The organism is Kushneria marisflavi (assembly GCF_002157205.1).
GTDB classification, from domain to species: domain Bacteria; phylum Pseudomonadota; class Gammaproteobacteria; order Pseudomonadales; family Halomonadaceae; genus Kushneria; species Kushneria marisflavi.
Map to the genome: position 1 here is coordinate 3498198 of NZ_CP021358.1, position 14737 is coordinate 3512934.

General features: G+C 60.1%; 16 protein-coding genes. 13 read left to right on the forward strand and 3 right to left on the reverse strand.

Annotated elements, in window-relative coordinates; genetic code table 11:
* The first annotated feature begins 32 nt into the window (after positions 1 to 32).
* From B9H00_RS15905 to B9H00_RS15920, 4 genes are all read left to right on the forward strand, one after another.
* Complete coding sequence (locus tag B9H00_RS15905) at positions 33 to 191, forward strand: metallothionein (protein ID WP_086901477.1); 159 nt, start codon at positions 33 to 35, stop codon at positions 189 to 191.
* Positions 192 to 387: 196 nt separating this feature from the next.
* Entirely contained in the window at positions 388 to 1077 is a 690-nt protein-coding gene (locus B9H00_RS15910) for a type 1 glutamine amidotransferase domain-containing protein (RefSeq protein WP_086901478.1), read from the forward strand.
* Between the two features lie 356 nt (positions 1078 to 1433).
* Positions 1434 to 2021: a TetR/AcrR family transcriptional regulator gene (locus B9H00_RS15915; protein WP_086901479.1), complete on the forward strand. Its 588-nt coding sequence runs from the start codon at positions 1434 to 1436 to the stop codon at positions 2019 to 2021.
* Positions 2018 to 2950: a DMT family transporter gene (locus B9H00_RS15920; RefSeq protein WP_086901480.1), complete on the forward strand. Its 933-nt coding sequence runs from the start codon at positions 2018 to 2020 to the stop codon at positions 2948 to 2950. The genes B9H00_RS15915 and B9H00_RS15920 overlap by 4 nt, the downstream gene beginning before the upstream one ends.
* Positions 2951 to 2977: 27 nt before the next feature.
* Here the strand turns inward: B9H00_RS15920 and B9H00_RS15925 are convergent, their stop codons facing one another.
* Complete coding sequence (locus B9H00_RS15925) at positions 2978 to 3904, reverse strand: LysR family transcriptional regulator (RefSeq protein WP_322788254.1); 927 nt, start codon at positions 3902 to 3904, stop codon at positions 2978 to 2980.
* Between the two features lie 102 nt (positions 3905 to 4006).
* Between B9H00_RS15925 and B9H00_RS15930 the strand changes: the two genes are divergently transcribed.
* A complete protein-coding gene (locus B9H00_RS15930) occupies positions 4007 to 5065 on the forward strand; it encodes an SDR family oxidoreductase (RefSeq protein ID WP_086901481.1) in 1059 nt (352 codons plus the stop codon).
* A 132-nt stretch (positions 5066 to 5197) separates the two neighbouring features.
* Here B9H00_RS15930 and B9H00_RS15935 read toward each other — a convergent pair whose 3' ends face one another.
* A complete protein-coding gene (locus tag B9H00_RS15935) occupies positions 5198 to 5695 on the reverse strand; it encodes a TspO/MBR family protein (protein ID WP_086901482.1) in 498 nt (165 codons plus the stop codon).
* A 168-nt stretch (positions 5696 to 5863) separates the two neighbouring features.
* On the opposite strand from B9H00_RS15935, the gene B9H00_RS15940 reads away from it, so the two are divergent.
* The 7 genes from B9H00_RS15940 to B9H00_RS15970 all read left to right on the forward strand — a co-directional run bounded on the left by B9H00_RS15940 (position 5864) and on the right by B9H00_RS15970 (position 12705).
* Positions 5864 to 6778: a ketopantoate reductase family protein gene (locus tag B9H00_RS15940; RefSeq protein WP_086901483.1), complete on the forward strand. Its 915-nt coding sequence runs from the start codon at positions 5864 to 5866 to the stop codon at positions 6776 to 6778.
* A gap of 162 nt (positions 6779 to 6940) precedes the next feature.
* Positions 6941 to 7993, forward strand: coding sequence for a D-2-hydroxyacid dehydrogenase (locus tag B9H00_RS15945; protein ID WP_086901940.1), 1053 nt, complete (start codon positions 6941 to 6943; stop codon positions 7991 to 7993).
* Complete coding sequence (locus B9H00_RS15950; protein ID WP_086901484.1) at positions 7993 to 8772, forward strand: IclR family transcriptional regulator; 780 nt, start codon at positions 7993 to 7995, stop codon at positions 8770 to 8772. Before B9H00_RS15945 ends, B9H00_RS15950 begins: the two co-directional genes overlap by 1 nt.
* Before the next feature lie 39 nt (positions 8773 to 8811).
* Entirely contained in the window at positions 8812 to 9759 is a 948-nt protein-coding gene (locus B9H00_RS15955) for an NAD(P)-dependent oxidoreductase (protein ID WP_086901485.1), read from the forward strand.
* A gap of 82 nt (positions 9760 to 9841) precedes the next feature.
* Positions 9842 to 10384: a TRAP transporter small permease gene (locus B9H00_RS15960; RefSeq protein ID WP_086901486.1), complete on the forward strand. Its 543-nt coding sequence runs from the start codon at positions 9842 to 9844 to the stop codon at positions 10382 to 10384.
* The gene (locus B9H00_RS15965) at positions 10381 to 11661 is read left to right on the forward strand and encodes a TRAP transporter large permease subunit (RefSeq protein ID WP_086901487.1); all 1281 of its coding nucleotides are present in this window, start codon (positions 10381 to 10383) and stop codon (positions 11659 to 11661) included. Before B9H00_RS15960 ends, B9H00_RS15965 begins: the two co-directional genes overlap by 4 nt.
* Before the next feature lie 18 nt (positions 11662 to 11679).
* On the forward strand, positions 11680 to 12705 hold the full coding sequence (locus B9H00_RS15970; RefSeq protein ID WP_086901488.1) for a DctP family TRAP transporter solute-binding subunit: 1026 nt from the start codon (positions 11680 to 11682) through the stop codon (positions 12703 to 12705).
* A gap of 45 nt (positions 12706 to 12750) precedes the next feature.
* Here B9H00_RS15970 and B9H00_RS15975 read toward each other — a convergent pair whose 3' ends face one another.
* A complete protein-coding gene (locus B9H00_RS15975; protein WP_086901489.1) occupies positions 12751 to 13170 on the reverse strand; it encodes a secondary thiamine-phosphate synthase enzyme YjbQ in 420 nt (139 codons plus the stop codon).
* 187 nt (positions 13171 to 13357) lie between these two features.
* On the opposite strand from B9H00_RS15975, the gene B9H00_RS15980 reads away from it, so the two are divergent.
* The gene (locus tag B9H00_RS15980; RefSeq protein ID WP_086901490.1) at positions 13358 to 14719 is read left to right on the forward strand and encodes a hypothetical protein; all 1362 of its coding nucleotides are present in this window, start codon (positions 13358 to 13360) and stop codon (positions 14717 to 14719) included.
* The last annotated feature ends 18 nt before the right edge of the window (positions 14720 to 14737 follow it).

The window sequence follows — 14737 nt, forward strand, 5'->3', positions numbered from 1 at the left end:
AAGACAGGGTTCACCTTCAAAGGAGCTTTACCATGTCCGACCAGACGACCTGTGCCTGTCCGCAATGCACCTGTGATGTTCAAGACAACGCCGTAGAGCACAATGGCGAGCTGTACTGCTGCCAGGCCTGTGCCACCGGCCACGCCGATGGTTCGAAGGATTGCGGCCACAACTGCAGCTGCGGCCAGTAATGACGGTCTGACAGGGCTGGTTGTAAAAAGGCCCTGTCATAAGGATCTGCCGTGATGTGACCCTTCGGTGATGCGCCGGAGGGTCTTTTTTTTGCGTCAGCGTTTCTGCCTGCGAAAAAAGGCCCGATGGCCCGGCCTTGATATGGTGCCTGCTCGTAACCATCTCATGGGTAACTCACGCTGACAGGAGTCTTCCATGAGCGCTGCACGTATTTTGATGGTTCTGACCTCTCACGACGAGATGGGCAACACCGGCCACAAGACCGGCTTCTGGGCGGAAGAATTCGCCGCGCCGTATTACACCTTTCTCGATGCCGGCTGCGAGATCACGCTGGCAACGCCGAAGGGTGGGGCGGCGCCCATCGACCCCAACAGCGAAAATGAAGATGCCCAGACCGATGCCACGCGTCGCTTCTACGCCGATGACGAGGCAAGGGCACGCATTGCCAACACGGCACGGCTTGCCGACATGCGTGCCGAGGAGTTTGACACCGTGTTCTATCCTGGTGGCCACGGCCCCCTTTGGGATCTGACCGACAATCAGGACTCGATTTCGCTGCTGGAAGATTTCCTGCGTCAGCAAAAGCCGATCGCCTCCGTCTGTCACGCGCCTACAGCGTTTTTGAACCTCAAGGACGAGCAGGGCGAGTTCGTGATCAAGGGGAAAAAAGTGGCAGGCTTTACCAACGAGGAAGAAGCCGCCGTTGGCCTGACGGATGTGGTACCGCACCTGCTTGAAGATGAGCTCAAGCGCCGCGGTGCGGAGTATCAAAAGGTTGAGGCCTTCGCCCCGTTCGCCGTTGTCGATGGCCTGGTCATTACCGGCCAGAACCCGGCAAGTTCGGAAGCCGTGGCTGAAAAACTGCTGGACGCCCTCAAGGGCTGAAGGTTGTCATGATCAAAAGCCCCGTCGCAGAAGCGCCGGGGCTTTTTTTTGTCCTGATCACCGTATGAAATTATCGCATCGTGGAATGGGAGATTAACGGTCCAGCATTATCCAGATGATAAATCCCAGACATGCCAGCAGGATAAAGATTAACCGCGGATTCATGGGGTGGTGTCCTTCGAGTCATGATAAGGCCGCCATCAAGGTGGCCTGTCTTATGATGCCTCGATCCCGAGAATAAAAAAATACGAATATATGGATTCAACCGTGAACGCAGCCTTGCTGACATGAGTCCTTGATATGGATTCGAAGGTAGGTAGACTGGTCTACCTACCTTCGTATGGCGGAGTATCACCATGACATCATCTGGAACCCTGCCGGTGGTCAGCGCGCGTGAACGACTGCTAAATGCCGCGGCCATGCTGTTTTATAGCGATGGCATTGTGGCGACCGGCATTGATGCCATCGTTAGACGTGCAGGTGTGGCCAAAAAAAGCCTCTATAACAATTTTGATTCCAAGGCGGCACTGGTGGCCGCCTACCTGGAAGCGCGCCATGGCGAATGGCTCGCGCTTTACGAGACGCGACTGACCAGAGCCTTCACGCCTGTCGATCAGGTGCTGGCGGTGTTTCTGGCTTATCAGGATCATGCCGAATGGGCCTATGAGCGGGGCTTTCGCGGCTGCGGCCTGCTCAATGCCGCCGCTGAGCTGCCGGCAGGCCATGATGGTCGTAACGTGGTTCTGCGTCACAAGCGACAGGTGGAATCACTGCTGGCGGCGCCGCTCAAGGAATTGACCGATGATGAGGCTGCGGCATTACAACTGGCGCATCAGCTCGCCTTTCTGCTGGAAGGCGCCATGGTACGGGCGGGCCTTGAAGGCAGCAGCTGCTGCGTCCGGGAGGGTCATGACATGGCACGGGCAATGGTGAACGCGTTATGAACACCCCTGCTCGCGAGCGTCTTCTGGGTGTGGCCGGCGTGCTGCTTGCCGCGGTGTTATGGGGTACCACCGGCACGGCGGCAACGCTGGCGCCGGAGGTCAGTGCCATTGCCATCGGCGCTGTGGCCATGGGGATTGGTGGGCTCTTGCAGGCACTGGTGGCCGCACCGCGCATTCGAAAAACCTTGCCGCCGCTGCGCGCCCGCTGGCCCTGGTTGTTATCGGGCGCTGTGGCCGTGGCGATCTATCCGCTGGCATTTTATGGTTCGATGCGTCTGGCCGGCGTCACCATTGGCACGGTGGTATCGATTGGTTCGGCGCCGCTGCTCTCGGCGCTGATCGAGTCGCGCTTTGATGGCCTGAGGTTGGGCGCACGCTGGAAAATGGGTGCGACGCTGGGGCTGGTCGGTATGGCATTGCTGTGTCTGGCGGAAACCGAGCCGACCACGGGCGTGGGCAGTACCACTCAGGTACTGCAGGGTGTGGTCATGGGGCTGGTGGCCGGGCTGACCTATGCGTTTTATTCCTGGTCAGCGCGGCGCTTGATGCAGAGAGGCATCCCGCCGCGCGCGGCTATGGGGGCGACCTTTGGTCTGGGAGGTCTGATACTGATGCCGGTGCTGTTGTTGACCGGTGCGCCGCTTCTGGGCTCGATCAACAATGCCGCGGTCGGACTCTACATGGCGCTGGTACCGATGTTTCTGGGCTATCTCGGCTTTGGTTACGGGTTGGCAAGAGTGCCGGCCAGTACGGCCACCACCATTACGTTGTTCGAGCCGGTGGTGGCGGCACTGCTGGCCGTCGTGATCGTCGGTGAGCGTCTGCCGCTGCTGGGCTGGGCCGGCATCGTACTGGTGGTGGCATGTCTGGTTTGTCTCACGGCACCGGTGCGCTGGCCGGGTGCCGGGACGGCCTCGAGCACGCCGTGACTTTTGGAGTGAGGGCGAGGTATCAAGTCATTGCCAGTCGTCCCAGGGCGGCGTCTTACCGATCGTTTCCTGCAGATAGTCCATGAACGCGGCCACCTTGGGCGTGCGCAGGCGGCCATCGGTAGTCAGTACGTGAATCATGCGCCGCTCGGGCACGACTTCACAGCGCCACTGCCTTAGCAGTGGCACCAGCTGACGGGATGCCAGCGCCTCATCGATCAGCCAGGTCGGGAACAATACGATGCCCTGGCCGAGTATGGCGGCCTGCAGCAGGCTGTCGGCATCGTTGCTGTAGAGGCTGCCGGTCAGCTCGAACGCTGTCGGTGCCTCTTCCCCTGGTGCCTGAAAATACCAGCGCTGGCGGCCCATCTCTCCCTGATAGAGCAGGCAATCATGATCCCGGAGCGCTTCCGGCGTCGCTGGCGTGCCATGGCGGGCGAGATAGTCAGGAGCCGCGGCGGCCACATAGTGCATTGGCGCCAGCGGCCGGGCAATCAGGGAAGAGTCGGCCAGTTGCCCCACGCGAAAGGTAATGTCGCTGCCTTCGCGCACCGGGTCGGTCAGCGCATCGGTGAGCAGCAGCTCGGCGCGCACGTTCGGGTGGCGCTGATGGAAACCACGCAGCAGCGGCACGACCTGATGGCGGCCGAAGGCCACCGGGCTGTTGATATGCAGGGTGCCCGACGGTGCCTGCGCCGGGCTCTTGAGCGCCTCGGTGGCCTGGTCGAGCTGCTCGAGCGTACCGCGAATCTGCTCGTAGTACTGCCGGCCCGCCTCGGTCAGCGCCACCGCCCGGGTGTGGCGATAGAGCAGCCGAATACCAAGACTTTTCTCCAGCGCGCCGACCTGGCGCGACACGGAAGACACCGCCATATGAAAATGCCTCGCGGCCGCCGTGAAGCTGCCGGTCGCTGCGACCCGCTCGAACGTTCGTAACGCATTGAGATCCATCATGTTGCACCTGATGCAATAATCATTTGCATAATGTTCGATTTCGGCAACGACGCGCAAGGATCATAATGCCTGGCATCATTTGATGAACAAGGGAGTCTCATCATGCAAAAAGGTGTCGCACTGGTCGTCGGTGCCACGGGCATTACCGGCGGAAACCTGGCCTCTTATCTGGTTGCCAGCGGCTGGACCGTTTACGGTCTGTCGCGTCAGGCCACCGGCAAGGACGGCGTGATTCCGGTCTCTGCAAACCTGCTGGATGCCGATGCGACCGCACAGGCGCTCAAGGGCCTGCCGATCAGCCATGTCTTCTATTGCACGTGGACCAAACGTGACAGCGAACAGGAAAACGTCGAAGCCAATGGCGCGATGATGAATAACCTGTTTGCCGCGCTGGATCCGGAAAAGCTCGAGCATGCGGCATTGGTCACCGGCACCAAGCAGTATCTGGGCTCCTTTGAAAGCTATGGCAGCGGCAAGGTTGAAACGCCGTTTCGCGAGTCCGCACCGCGCGTACCGGGGGAAAACTTCTACTACACGCTGGAAGACATCCTGATCGAAGCTGCTGGCAAATACGGCTTTGCCTGGAATGTGCACCGCCCGCATACCGTCATCGGTCATGCCCGTGGCAATGCCATGAACATGGGCACCACGCTTGGCGTTTACGCCTCGATCTGCAAGGCCACCGGTCGTCCGTTCGTCTTCCCGGGCTCGCAGCTTCAGTGGAACGCGCTGACCGACATGACCGATGCGCTGCTTTTGGCCCGCCAGATGGAATGGGCATCCCTGACAACCGGTGCGCATAATCAGGCGTTCAACACGGTCAACGGTGATACTTTCCGCTGGCGTCGCATGTGGCAGGAAATCGGCGAGTTCTTCGGCCTTGAAGTGGCAGACTGCCCCGAAACGCCGCAGCCGCTGGAAGAGCAGATGGCTGGTCTTGAGCCCGAGTGGGAAAGGATTGCCGAGCAGCACGGTCTGGTCGAATCGGACGTGACGAAGCTGGCGTCCTGGTGGCACACCGATGCTGATCTTGGCCGCGAGCAGGAGTGCGTGAACGACATCGTCAAATGCCGTGACTTCGGCTTTGATGAGTTTCGCGAGACGCGTGCGGCCTTTTTCGACCTCTTTACCCGCCTGCGCGCCGAAAAGGTCATTCCGTAAACCGGTAGCGCCTCGCGCAATCAAAAGCCCGCCACTCGATATGAGTGGCGGGCTTTTTTGTTGGGCTGGGAGTCCGATGACGATGCATCACTATCGTCAACCCTTTTACACCAGCATGCCTTCGATACCAGGTTATCCCAACAGCTGCGGGTTGAGATGCCAGGTGCTCCAGGTGAGGGCAGTAGCAAGGCTCACCCAGGCGAGATAGGGCACCAGCAGGGCGCCCGCGAGTGGTCTGATGCGCCAGAAAGCGATTAGCGTGGCAAGAATCAAAAGCCACAACACGACCGTGCCGGCAAAGGCAACCGCGCCCAGGTGCCAGACAAAATAGAGCCAGCTCCAGAGCGCATTGAGGGCCAGTTGAACGACAAACAGCGTCAGGGCCGGGCGCACGTTCCGAGTGGGTTTTTCACGCCAGACAAGCCATGCGGCAATCCCCATCAGGGTATATAGCGTGGTCCATACCGGACCGAAGGCGCCGGCCGGTGGTGCCCAAGAGGGCTGCTGCAACTGCTGATAAAACGATGCGGCGTCAACGGAGGCCACAGCCCCGATGGCGGCGGCGATAAAGGCCAGCAACAGCCAGCCGGCAAGCCCCATGTACTGTTGACGGTGAGTCAGTGACTTCATGCCATGTCTCTTTTTTCAAAGTCTGTTGTAAGCGTCTGCTTTTTAGCTGAAAGCGTTGGCGAGCCCATCGACGCTGCGGGGTCTGCCTATCCTACACAATAGCGCTCGCGACGGGGTGTGACAGTGGGGCAGGATGCCCCATGAATGTATTCACTCACAGGAGACACCATGCAGATTGCGATCATGGGCGCCGGTGCGGTCGGCAGTTATTACGGGGCGCTTCTGGCGCGTGCCGGACATACGGTCGCGCTGATCGGTCGTGCGGCCCACGTCGAGGCGGTACAGTCCAAAGGACTGATACTGGAAACGGCGTCAGGGTGCGAAACGCTTGAGGTGACCGCCAGTCAGGAAGTGTGTGCCCTGAAGGACGCCGAGCTGGTGTTGTTTTGCGTTAAATCCACCGACACCGAAACGGCCGGAGCATCGATGGCGTCGGCGCTGTCGGAGACTGCCGTGGTGATGAGCCTGCAAAACGGGGTGGATAATGCCGACCGCCTTGCCGAAATGCTGGGTCGGGAGGTCATTCCGGTGGTGGTGTATGCCGCAGTGTCCATGGCGGGGTCGGGGCATGTGCGCCATCACGGCGGCGGTGAACTTGCGCTGGGATCATCAGACGTGGGCGCATCACTGGTAGCGCTGTTTCAGGAGGCCGGCATGTCAGCGACGGTGGCGGATAACGTGACCGACATGCTGTGGACGAAGCTGGTTATCAACTGTGCGTGGAATGCGGTATCGGCCATTACCCAACAACCCTATGGGGCATTGATGGCCATCGATGGTGTCCGGGCGCTGGTGGTAGCGGTCATGGGCGAGTGTCAGATTGTGGCGCAGGCCTGTGGCGTTATTCTGCCCGATGACATGGAGCGCTCAACCCTTGCGATCGCTGAAGTCATGTCCGCTCAGCGTTCCTCGACGGCACAGGATCTCGCCCGCGCGCGCCAAAGCGAGATCGAGCATCTCAATGGCTTTATTGTGCGGCAGGCAAGGTGTCATGGCATCGAGACACCCATCAATCACACCTTGCTGGTACTGGTCCGTGCGTTGGAGCAGGGCCGTCACCGTTGTGATCTCCCTTCTGACTGATATGCGCTTTTTCTGATATCGGCGGCCAATGCCCATAGAAGTGGGCATTGCACTTTGGTCCCGATATCGACCAAAGCCGCGCTCTCTGATGGTACGGCGCGTTGTACAGTCCACTGAACGATGTTCAATCCACTGGACGACCGCTGGTTTTCGGAGCGCAGCATGACCCAAGAGAAGCTGAAAGTGGCGGTGGCAACACCGCTGAGCGAAGCGCTGTGCGCACTGATAGAGTCAAGGGTGCCCGAGATCGAGCTTCTGCGCGATCAGTCGCTGCTGCCGCCCATGCGCCACCCGGCCGACTTTGCCGGCGACCCGGCATTCAAGCGTACGCCGGAGGAGGAAGCGCGCTTTGACGCGATGCTCAATGAGGCGGATGTGCTTTACGGCATTCCGGATGTCGATCCGAAGCGCCTGGCGAAAATCGTCGAAACCAATCCGAAGCTGCGCTGGGTGCATGTGATGGCTGCCGGCGGCGGCGGGCAGGTCAAGGCCGCAGGTCTTTCTGCTGATGCCCTGGAGCGGGTGATGTTTACCACCTCCGCCGGCGTACATGGTGGGCCATTGGCAGAGTACGCCGTGTTTGGCGTGCTGGCCGGGGCCAAGCAGCTGCCACGCATCGTGGCTCAGCAGCGCGACCATGACTGGAGCGATCGCTGGATGATGGGGCAGATCAGCGAGCAACAGGTGCTGATTCTGGGGCTCGGCGGCATCGGTCGCGAGGTGGCGCGCCGGCTATCGTTGCTGGATATGCATGTGCTGGGTGTTTCTCGCCAGCAGCGCATGGTGCCTCATGTCGACGAAATTATCCCTCCGTCACAGCTGCGTGATCACGTGCACCGCGCAGATGCGATCGTCATTGCATTGCCGGGTACGGATGCCACCGAAGGGCTGATCGATGCCGAGCTGCTGGCAGCAATGAAGCCCGGTGTCACCATCGTTAATGTGGGCCGAGGCACGGTGATTGACGAGCCTGCCCTGATCGAGGCCCTCAAGCGTCAACATATCGGTCTGGCGGTACTGGACGTCACGGCCAGGGAGCCGCTGGATCGCGATTCCCCCCTGTGGGACCTGCCCAATGTACTACTGACCCCTCACACCGCGGCGCTTAGCGAGTCGGAGGATCGGCTGATTGCCGAATTCTTCGCCGATAACGCTCGTCGTTACCTCAATGGCGAGGCGCTTAGAAACCGTGTCGACACCGTTGAGTTCTACTGATGAGCGCCCCGGCCGTCACCCGGGCCCTGCGCGTGCTGGCGCTGCTGGAGGCGGCTGGTGGCGAGACACTGGGCGTGAGTGAAATGGCGCGCCAGTTGGGGGTGGCGCGCTCATCACTGTTCAACGTCTGCCTGGCGCTGGAGGCCGAGGGCGTGGTTCAGCGCAGCGACGGCGGCTATCGGCTGGGGCGCCGGCTGGTCGAGCTGGGCGGTGCGTATCTGCGCACGGTGGACCCGGTCCAGGCGTTCTATCAGGCCTGCAGCGATACCTCCTTTCTGCATGATGAAATCTGTCAGCTGGCAGTGCTCGACGGCACGGAGGTGCTTTACCTCGCCGCACACGCCGGGCGATTGCCGCTTCGAATGACGGCCAGCATCGGCAGTCGCTTTCCGGCCTCGATCACGGCAGTGGGCAATGCGTTGCTGGCCCAGCTGGACGATGACGAGCTCCGGGCGCGCTTTGAAAACCCGGCCACACGCCCGAGCTGGACGGCCGATTCGACGACCGATCTTGAGGCACTGATCGACAAGATTCGTGTTGTGCGTTCGCGCGGTTTTGCGCTGGACAAGGGAGAGGTGTTTCCGGGTATTCGGGGATTGGCGGTTGCGGTGGCCCCCCAGTACAGCGGTGAACAGGCCTATGCCGTCGGTGCCTCACTGCTGGAGGTGTACTGCAATGTCCATATCGAACAACAGGCCATCGAGGCGCTATCTGCCATGGCCGACCATATCGCCAATCCAATGAATCTGGGCAAGGGTAGTGCCAGCGTCGGTGCCTGACGCTTGGCGGTGATCGCCACTTTAAAAGGGGGAAAGGGCATGCGAAAGGGTGATGATACGGGATCGACCATGCGGGTCGGCATGATCGGGCTTGGGAGCATGGGCATGCCAATGGCGCGCAATCTGCTGGCGGCAGGCGTTGCCCAGCAGGTGAGCGTGTTTGGCCGCTCACCTGACAAGCTCACACCGGCGCTGGAGGCCGGTGCCGAGCGTTGTGATACGCCCAGGGCACTGGCGGCGCAAAGCGATGTGTTGATCACGGTCCTGCCGGATCTGCCCCAGCTCGAGGCGCTGATCGATGGCGATGATGGGCTGCTGGCGGGGCTTTCCGGGACACTGGTGCTGGTGATCTGCTCAACCTCATCGCCTGAGGGGGTGCGCGCGCTGGCCCGTCGCCTTGATGAGCAAAGTGAGGGGCAGATTCGGGTGCTGGATGCACCGTTGTCCGGCGGCACGGATGGTGCCGAGGCCGGCCGGTTATCCATCATGGTGGGCGGCGAACATGACGATCTTGAGCGGGCGCGCCCGGTACTGGAGACCATGGGGATACCCGTTCTGCTGGGGCCGCTGGGGGCCGGTGAAGTGGCCAAGGCCTGCAATCAGATGGTAGTGGCCGCCACCATGGTGGCGCTTTCCGAGGCGACGGTGATTGCCGAGCGCGCAGGCCTGGATGTCGAAAAATTGCTGGGCTGTCTGGGCGGCGGTTATGCCGGCGGGCGCTTTCTGGAATCACGCAAGCAGCGCCTGATCGACAAGGATTACACGCCTTCCGGCATTGCTCGCTACATGATCAAGGATCTGGGGTTCGCGCGTGATGAGGCCGCGCAGCAGCAGGTCACGACGCCTCAACTTTCAACGCTTTTGACCCTGTATCAGGACCTGGGCGCGCGCGGGCTGGGCGAGCTTGATCTGACCGTGACGCAGCGCTACATCGCCGAGCTGGACCAGGCGCCCGACAGCGCATCGAGATCATCAGAGAGCACGTGAGTCACACCATGATGTGATGCAAGGGGGCAGAGGAACAGGGAACTATCGGAGCGGCGGCCCATCGGGCCAGTGGGAGGGGACAATGACCATGTTTCGTGGGATATGGCGCAGCATCGAATGGCTGATTGTGGCCCTGATGACCGCCATGATGGTGCTGGTGTTTTTCAACGTGGTACTGCGTTACGGCTTTTCCTCGGGGCTGCGCTCCGGCATTGAGCTGTCGAGGCTCGGGTTTGTCTGGGTTGTGATGCTGGGAGCCTCTCTGTGTTTAAAGGATGGCGAACACCTGGCGGTAGCGGAGTTCTTTGATCGCCTGCCGGCCATGGTGCGCTCCATTATCGCGCGCCTTTTGTGGATCGTGATTCTGGGGGCTTCGATCATGCTGGTCATGGGCTGCTGGAAACAGACGCTGGCCAACTGGCAAAACATCTCGCCGCTGACCGGGCTGCCGACGGCGCTTTTCTATCTGGCCGGCGTGGTGGCCGGAAGCCTGATGAGTATCACCTCGCTGATCGGGCTGCTGCGCCCGGGGCCCGGGCGGGCGCCGGGAGAGCAGGGCGGCGAGGGACATTCGCTGGCGGTTGATGAGGCCACATCTTCTTCCAACGGGGAGCACCGCTCATGACGCTGGCACTGTTTCTGGGGGTACTGATCGGGGCAATTCTGCTGCGTCTGCCGGTGGCCTTTGCGCTACTGCTGGCGGCCGGAGCGCTGATGCTCAACCTTGGCATGTTCAGCGCCGACATTCTGTCGCAGTCGATGATCAACGGCGTGGACAACTTTGCGCTGCTGGCGATTCCCTTTTTCATGATCGCAGGCGAAGTGATGGCGGTTGGCGGGCTGTCCGACCGGATCGTGAAACTGGCCATGACCTTGGTCGGGCACTGGCGTGGCGGGCTGGGTTATGTGGCCATTCTGACCTCGCTTTTGCTGGCAGGGCTTTCGGGGTCGGCCGTAGCAGATGCCGCCGCACTGGTCAGTATTCTCTATCCAATGATGCGTAAAAGCGGTTATCCGGCGTTTCGTTCGGTGGGGCTACTGGCCGCCGGCGGCATTATTGCGCCGGTCATTCCGCCCTCATTACCGCTGATCATCCTGGGGGTGGCAGGCAATATCTCGATTGCCAAGCTCTTTATCGGCGGCATCGTGCCCGGGCTATTGATGGGGCTGGCGCTAATGGTGACCTGGCGTTTCATGATGCGTAAATCCGATCTTGAACCTCAGCCAAAGGCCAGCCGGGCGGAACGACTCAAGGCGCTCAAGGAGAGCGTCTGGGCACTGCTGTTACCGGTCATCATCATCGTCGGCATCCGTTTTGGGGTCTTTACCCCGACGGAAGCCGCCGTGGTGGCCGCGGTCTATGCCATTTTCGTCTCGACCGTGATCTATCGCGAAATGAGCCTGGCCAAACTGGCACAGGTATTGAAAAGTGCCGGCCGCTCGACGGCGCTGGTGATGTTTCTGGTCGGTGCGGCGATGGTGGCCTCCTGGGTCATTACCATCGCGCAGCTGCCGCAACAGCTCGCCGAACTGCTGGGTCCGCTGGTCGACAATCCAAGGCTTTTGATGGCCGCCATTATGGTGGTGGTGCTGCTGGTAGGCATGGTGATGGATCTGGCGCCGGCGATTCTGATTCTGGTGCCCCTGTTCATGCCGCTGGTACGCGAGGCGGGGATCGATCCGATCTACTTTGGCCTGATGTTTGTCATCAACTGCTGTATCGGCCTGATCACACCGCCGGTGGGCACCGTGCTCAACGTGGTCTGTGGCATCAGTAAAACGACAATGAGTGAGGCCGTACGCGGCGTTTACCCCTTTGTTCTGGTGTATATCGCACTGCTGGCGCTGTTCGTGCTGATACCCCAGATCATTACCGTGCCGATGCACTGGCTGATCGGCTGATCTTCAAGGAGCAATAACATGAAAAAATGCCTGTTCGGTACGACTCTGGGTGCCACAACGATTGCAACGACGGCCGCAGCGCTGCTGTTGGCCATGTCCGTGTCCAGCAGCGCTCTGGCAGCCACGACGCTGCGCTTTGCTCATCCCACGCCGCAAAGCGATCTGCAGCACAAGCTGGCCGAGAAGTTCAAGGAGGAAGTCGAGGCCCAGAGCAATGGTGACCTCAAGGTACAGATCTTTCCCAACGGTCAGCTCGGTAACGATGCACAGATGATCGATGGGGCCCGCTCCGGGATCATCGACATTACGCTTTCGGGACTGACCAACTTTACCGGTATGGTGCCGGAGGCCGGTGCCTTTGAACTGCCGTTCATGTTTGCCGACAGTGCAGCCGCCTATAAGGCGCTGGACGGTGACGCGGGCAATGAGGTGATGAGCAAGCTGCCGGCACTTGGCCTCAAGGGGTTGGCCTTCCCGGAAAACGGTTTCCGCGAGATCACCAACAACCGTGGGCCGATTCGTGAGCCGAAGGATCTGGAAGGTCTGCGCATGCGGGTCAACAACTCCATCACGCTCAACAACATGTTTGAGCTTCTGGGCGCCAACCCGCAGCAGCTGCCGGTGGCCGAACTCTATACGGCGCTTGAGACCGGCGTGGTGGATGCCCAGGACCATCCGCTGGGTATCGTGGTGTCGTTTAACTTCAACGAAGTGCAGAAGTATCTCTCCATTACCAATCACGCCTACTCGGCGCTGCTGATGGTCATGAACCAGAAGCGCTTTGACAGCCTGACACCCGAGCAGCAGCAGATTGTTGAAAAAGCCGCGGCAGATGCCACCGCCATGCAGCGACAGATGAACACCGAACAGACCGAGTCGATGATCACAACGCTTGAAGAGGAGGGCATGAAGGTCAATCGCGATGTTGATACCGCGGCTTTCCAGAAGGCCATTCAGCCGGTCTGGAAAACCTTCATCGATGACAATGGTGACGAGATGATCAAGGCGATTCAGGCGACCTCTGAAGGCAACAGTCAGTCCTGATCCAGGACAACTCTCTGCCGGGTCCAGGCCCGGCAGAGGGAGGAGCTATTCGCCGAACAGGGTAGCCAGAATACGCCGACTGCCGCCGTTTTCCCGGTGTTCACCGAGCCAGATGCCCTGCCAGGTGCCAGTAGCCAGCCGGCCGTTGTCGATGGCCAGCGTCAGTTCGGTTCCCATCAGGCTTGCCTTGATATGAGCGGGCATGTCATCCGGACCTTCAAGGGTATGGCGGAAGTAAGGCAGATCGCCCGGTACGCGGTCGCGGAAAAAGGCCTCCATGTCATGTCGCACGTCCGGGTCGGCGTTTTCGTTGAGCGTCAATGACGCCGAGGTGTGCAGCATCTGCAGGTGCAAAAGCCCGGTGGAAATCTCCTTCATCTGGCTCAGAGCACCGGTAATGTCGCTGGTGATCAGGTGAAAGCCGCGCGTGTAGGGCTTGAGGGTAATCTGCTGGCGGTACCACATGGGCGGTTACTCCCTGATGAATGGGTTGATGATAAAAGGGTAGATGAGCGTGCCGTTGGCGTCTCGTGCAGGAACCAGTCGCTGACCGAAGGAAAATGAATATCAAAAAAACCTGAAGGACCAGGGCATCTTGAGGCCGTCAGCACTTTGCCCCCGGACCTGACTGACCTTTGCGAGGGAATGTGTCATGGCTGATGAGCGTCGAGAAGATCACGAGACCGTCTACTGGCCCATGGGGCCTTTCAAGGTACGCCTGCCTTTCATCCATTACCGCTTTGAATGGCCCGATTACTGTCAGGGACTTTTGATGTGTGCCGTCGACCTGGCAGCGATTCCATTGATGACCGAGCTTCTCGGTATGCCGTTCGAGGTGGCGCTGGCGGTTGTTTTGCTTAACGGCTTTCTGTATCTGACCCACCACCTGCTGGGTGACCCGGTGGTCCCTGGCTGGATCACACCGGCCATTCCACTGGTCATGGCGTGGTGTCAGACCTTTCCTGAAGGTACCGAGCGTATTCATGCCCTGATTGCCTTTCAGATGACGCTGGGGCTTTTCTCGATCGCGCTGGGCGTTTCCGGACTGTCTCATCGGGTCGTGCAGCTGGTGCCTTCGGCACTCAAGGCCGGTGTCATCATTGGTGCCGGTATCGCGGCTGTCATCACGGTATTCCAGGTGGGCGGGCGCTTTGACAGCTTTCCCTGGACGATTTCAATTGCGATCGGGGCGGCTTTTTACCTGCTGTTCTCACGTCATTTTACCCGGCTTAAAACCCGCAATACCTTTTGGGCGACGTTTGGCAAGCTGGGGATTTTTCCGATTATTGCGCTGGCCGTGGTGATTGCACCGCTATTTGGTGAGGCATCCTGGCCGCAAATCGAGTGGGGGATCACATCGCCTGATTTTGCAGGCCTTTGGCAGAACTACACGTTATTTGGTCTTGGCTGGCCGCCGCTGATGGTGTTCGTTCAATCCCTGCCGGTGGTGCTGGCCACCTATATTGTGGTGTTCGGAGATGTGCTGCAGGGCAAGGCGTTGCTTGATGAAGCTGATGCGACCCGTCCGGATGAGAAAGTCGAATATGCACCCAACCGCGCGCACATGATTTTTGGTGGACGCAATGCGGTCATGAGTGTGATCGGTCCGGATATTGCCATGTGTGGCCCGCTCTGGGCGGCCATGCACGTGGTCATTGTTGAACGCTTCAAGGAAGGCCGAAAGGCGATGGGTTCCATTTTTGGTGGTGCCGGTTCATTTCGATGGGGGACCAATACCGGCTTGCTGCTGATGCCCATTGTGAGTCTGGTGCAGCCCATTCTGGGCGTGGCGCTGGCACTGACGTTACTGATTCAGGGCTACGTCAGCGTGCGGGTGGGCATCATGGCAGCTCGCAGTCAGAGAGATCTTGGCATTGCGGGTATCGTGGCTGCAGTGCTGGCGACGCGAGGCGCTGCCTGGGCCTTTGCCGTAGGCGTTATTCTATGCCTGCTCATCTATGGTCGACGATTTTTCAGCGGTGAGGATGATCATACCTTCAACAACGATCACTAGTCGGCGATAAGACTACGC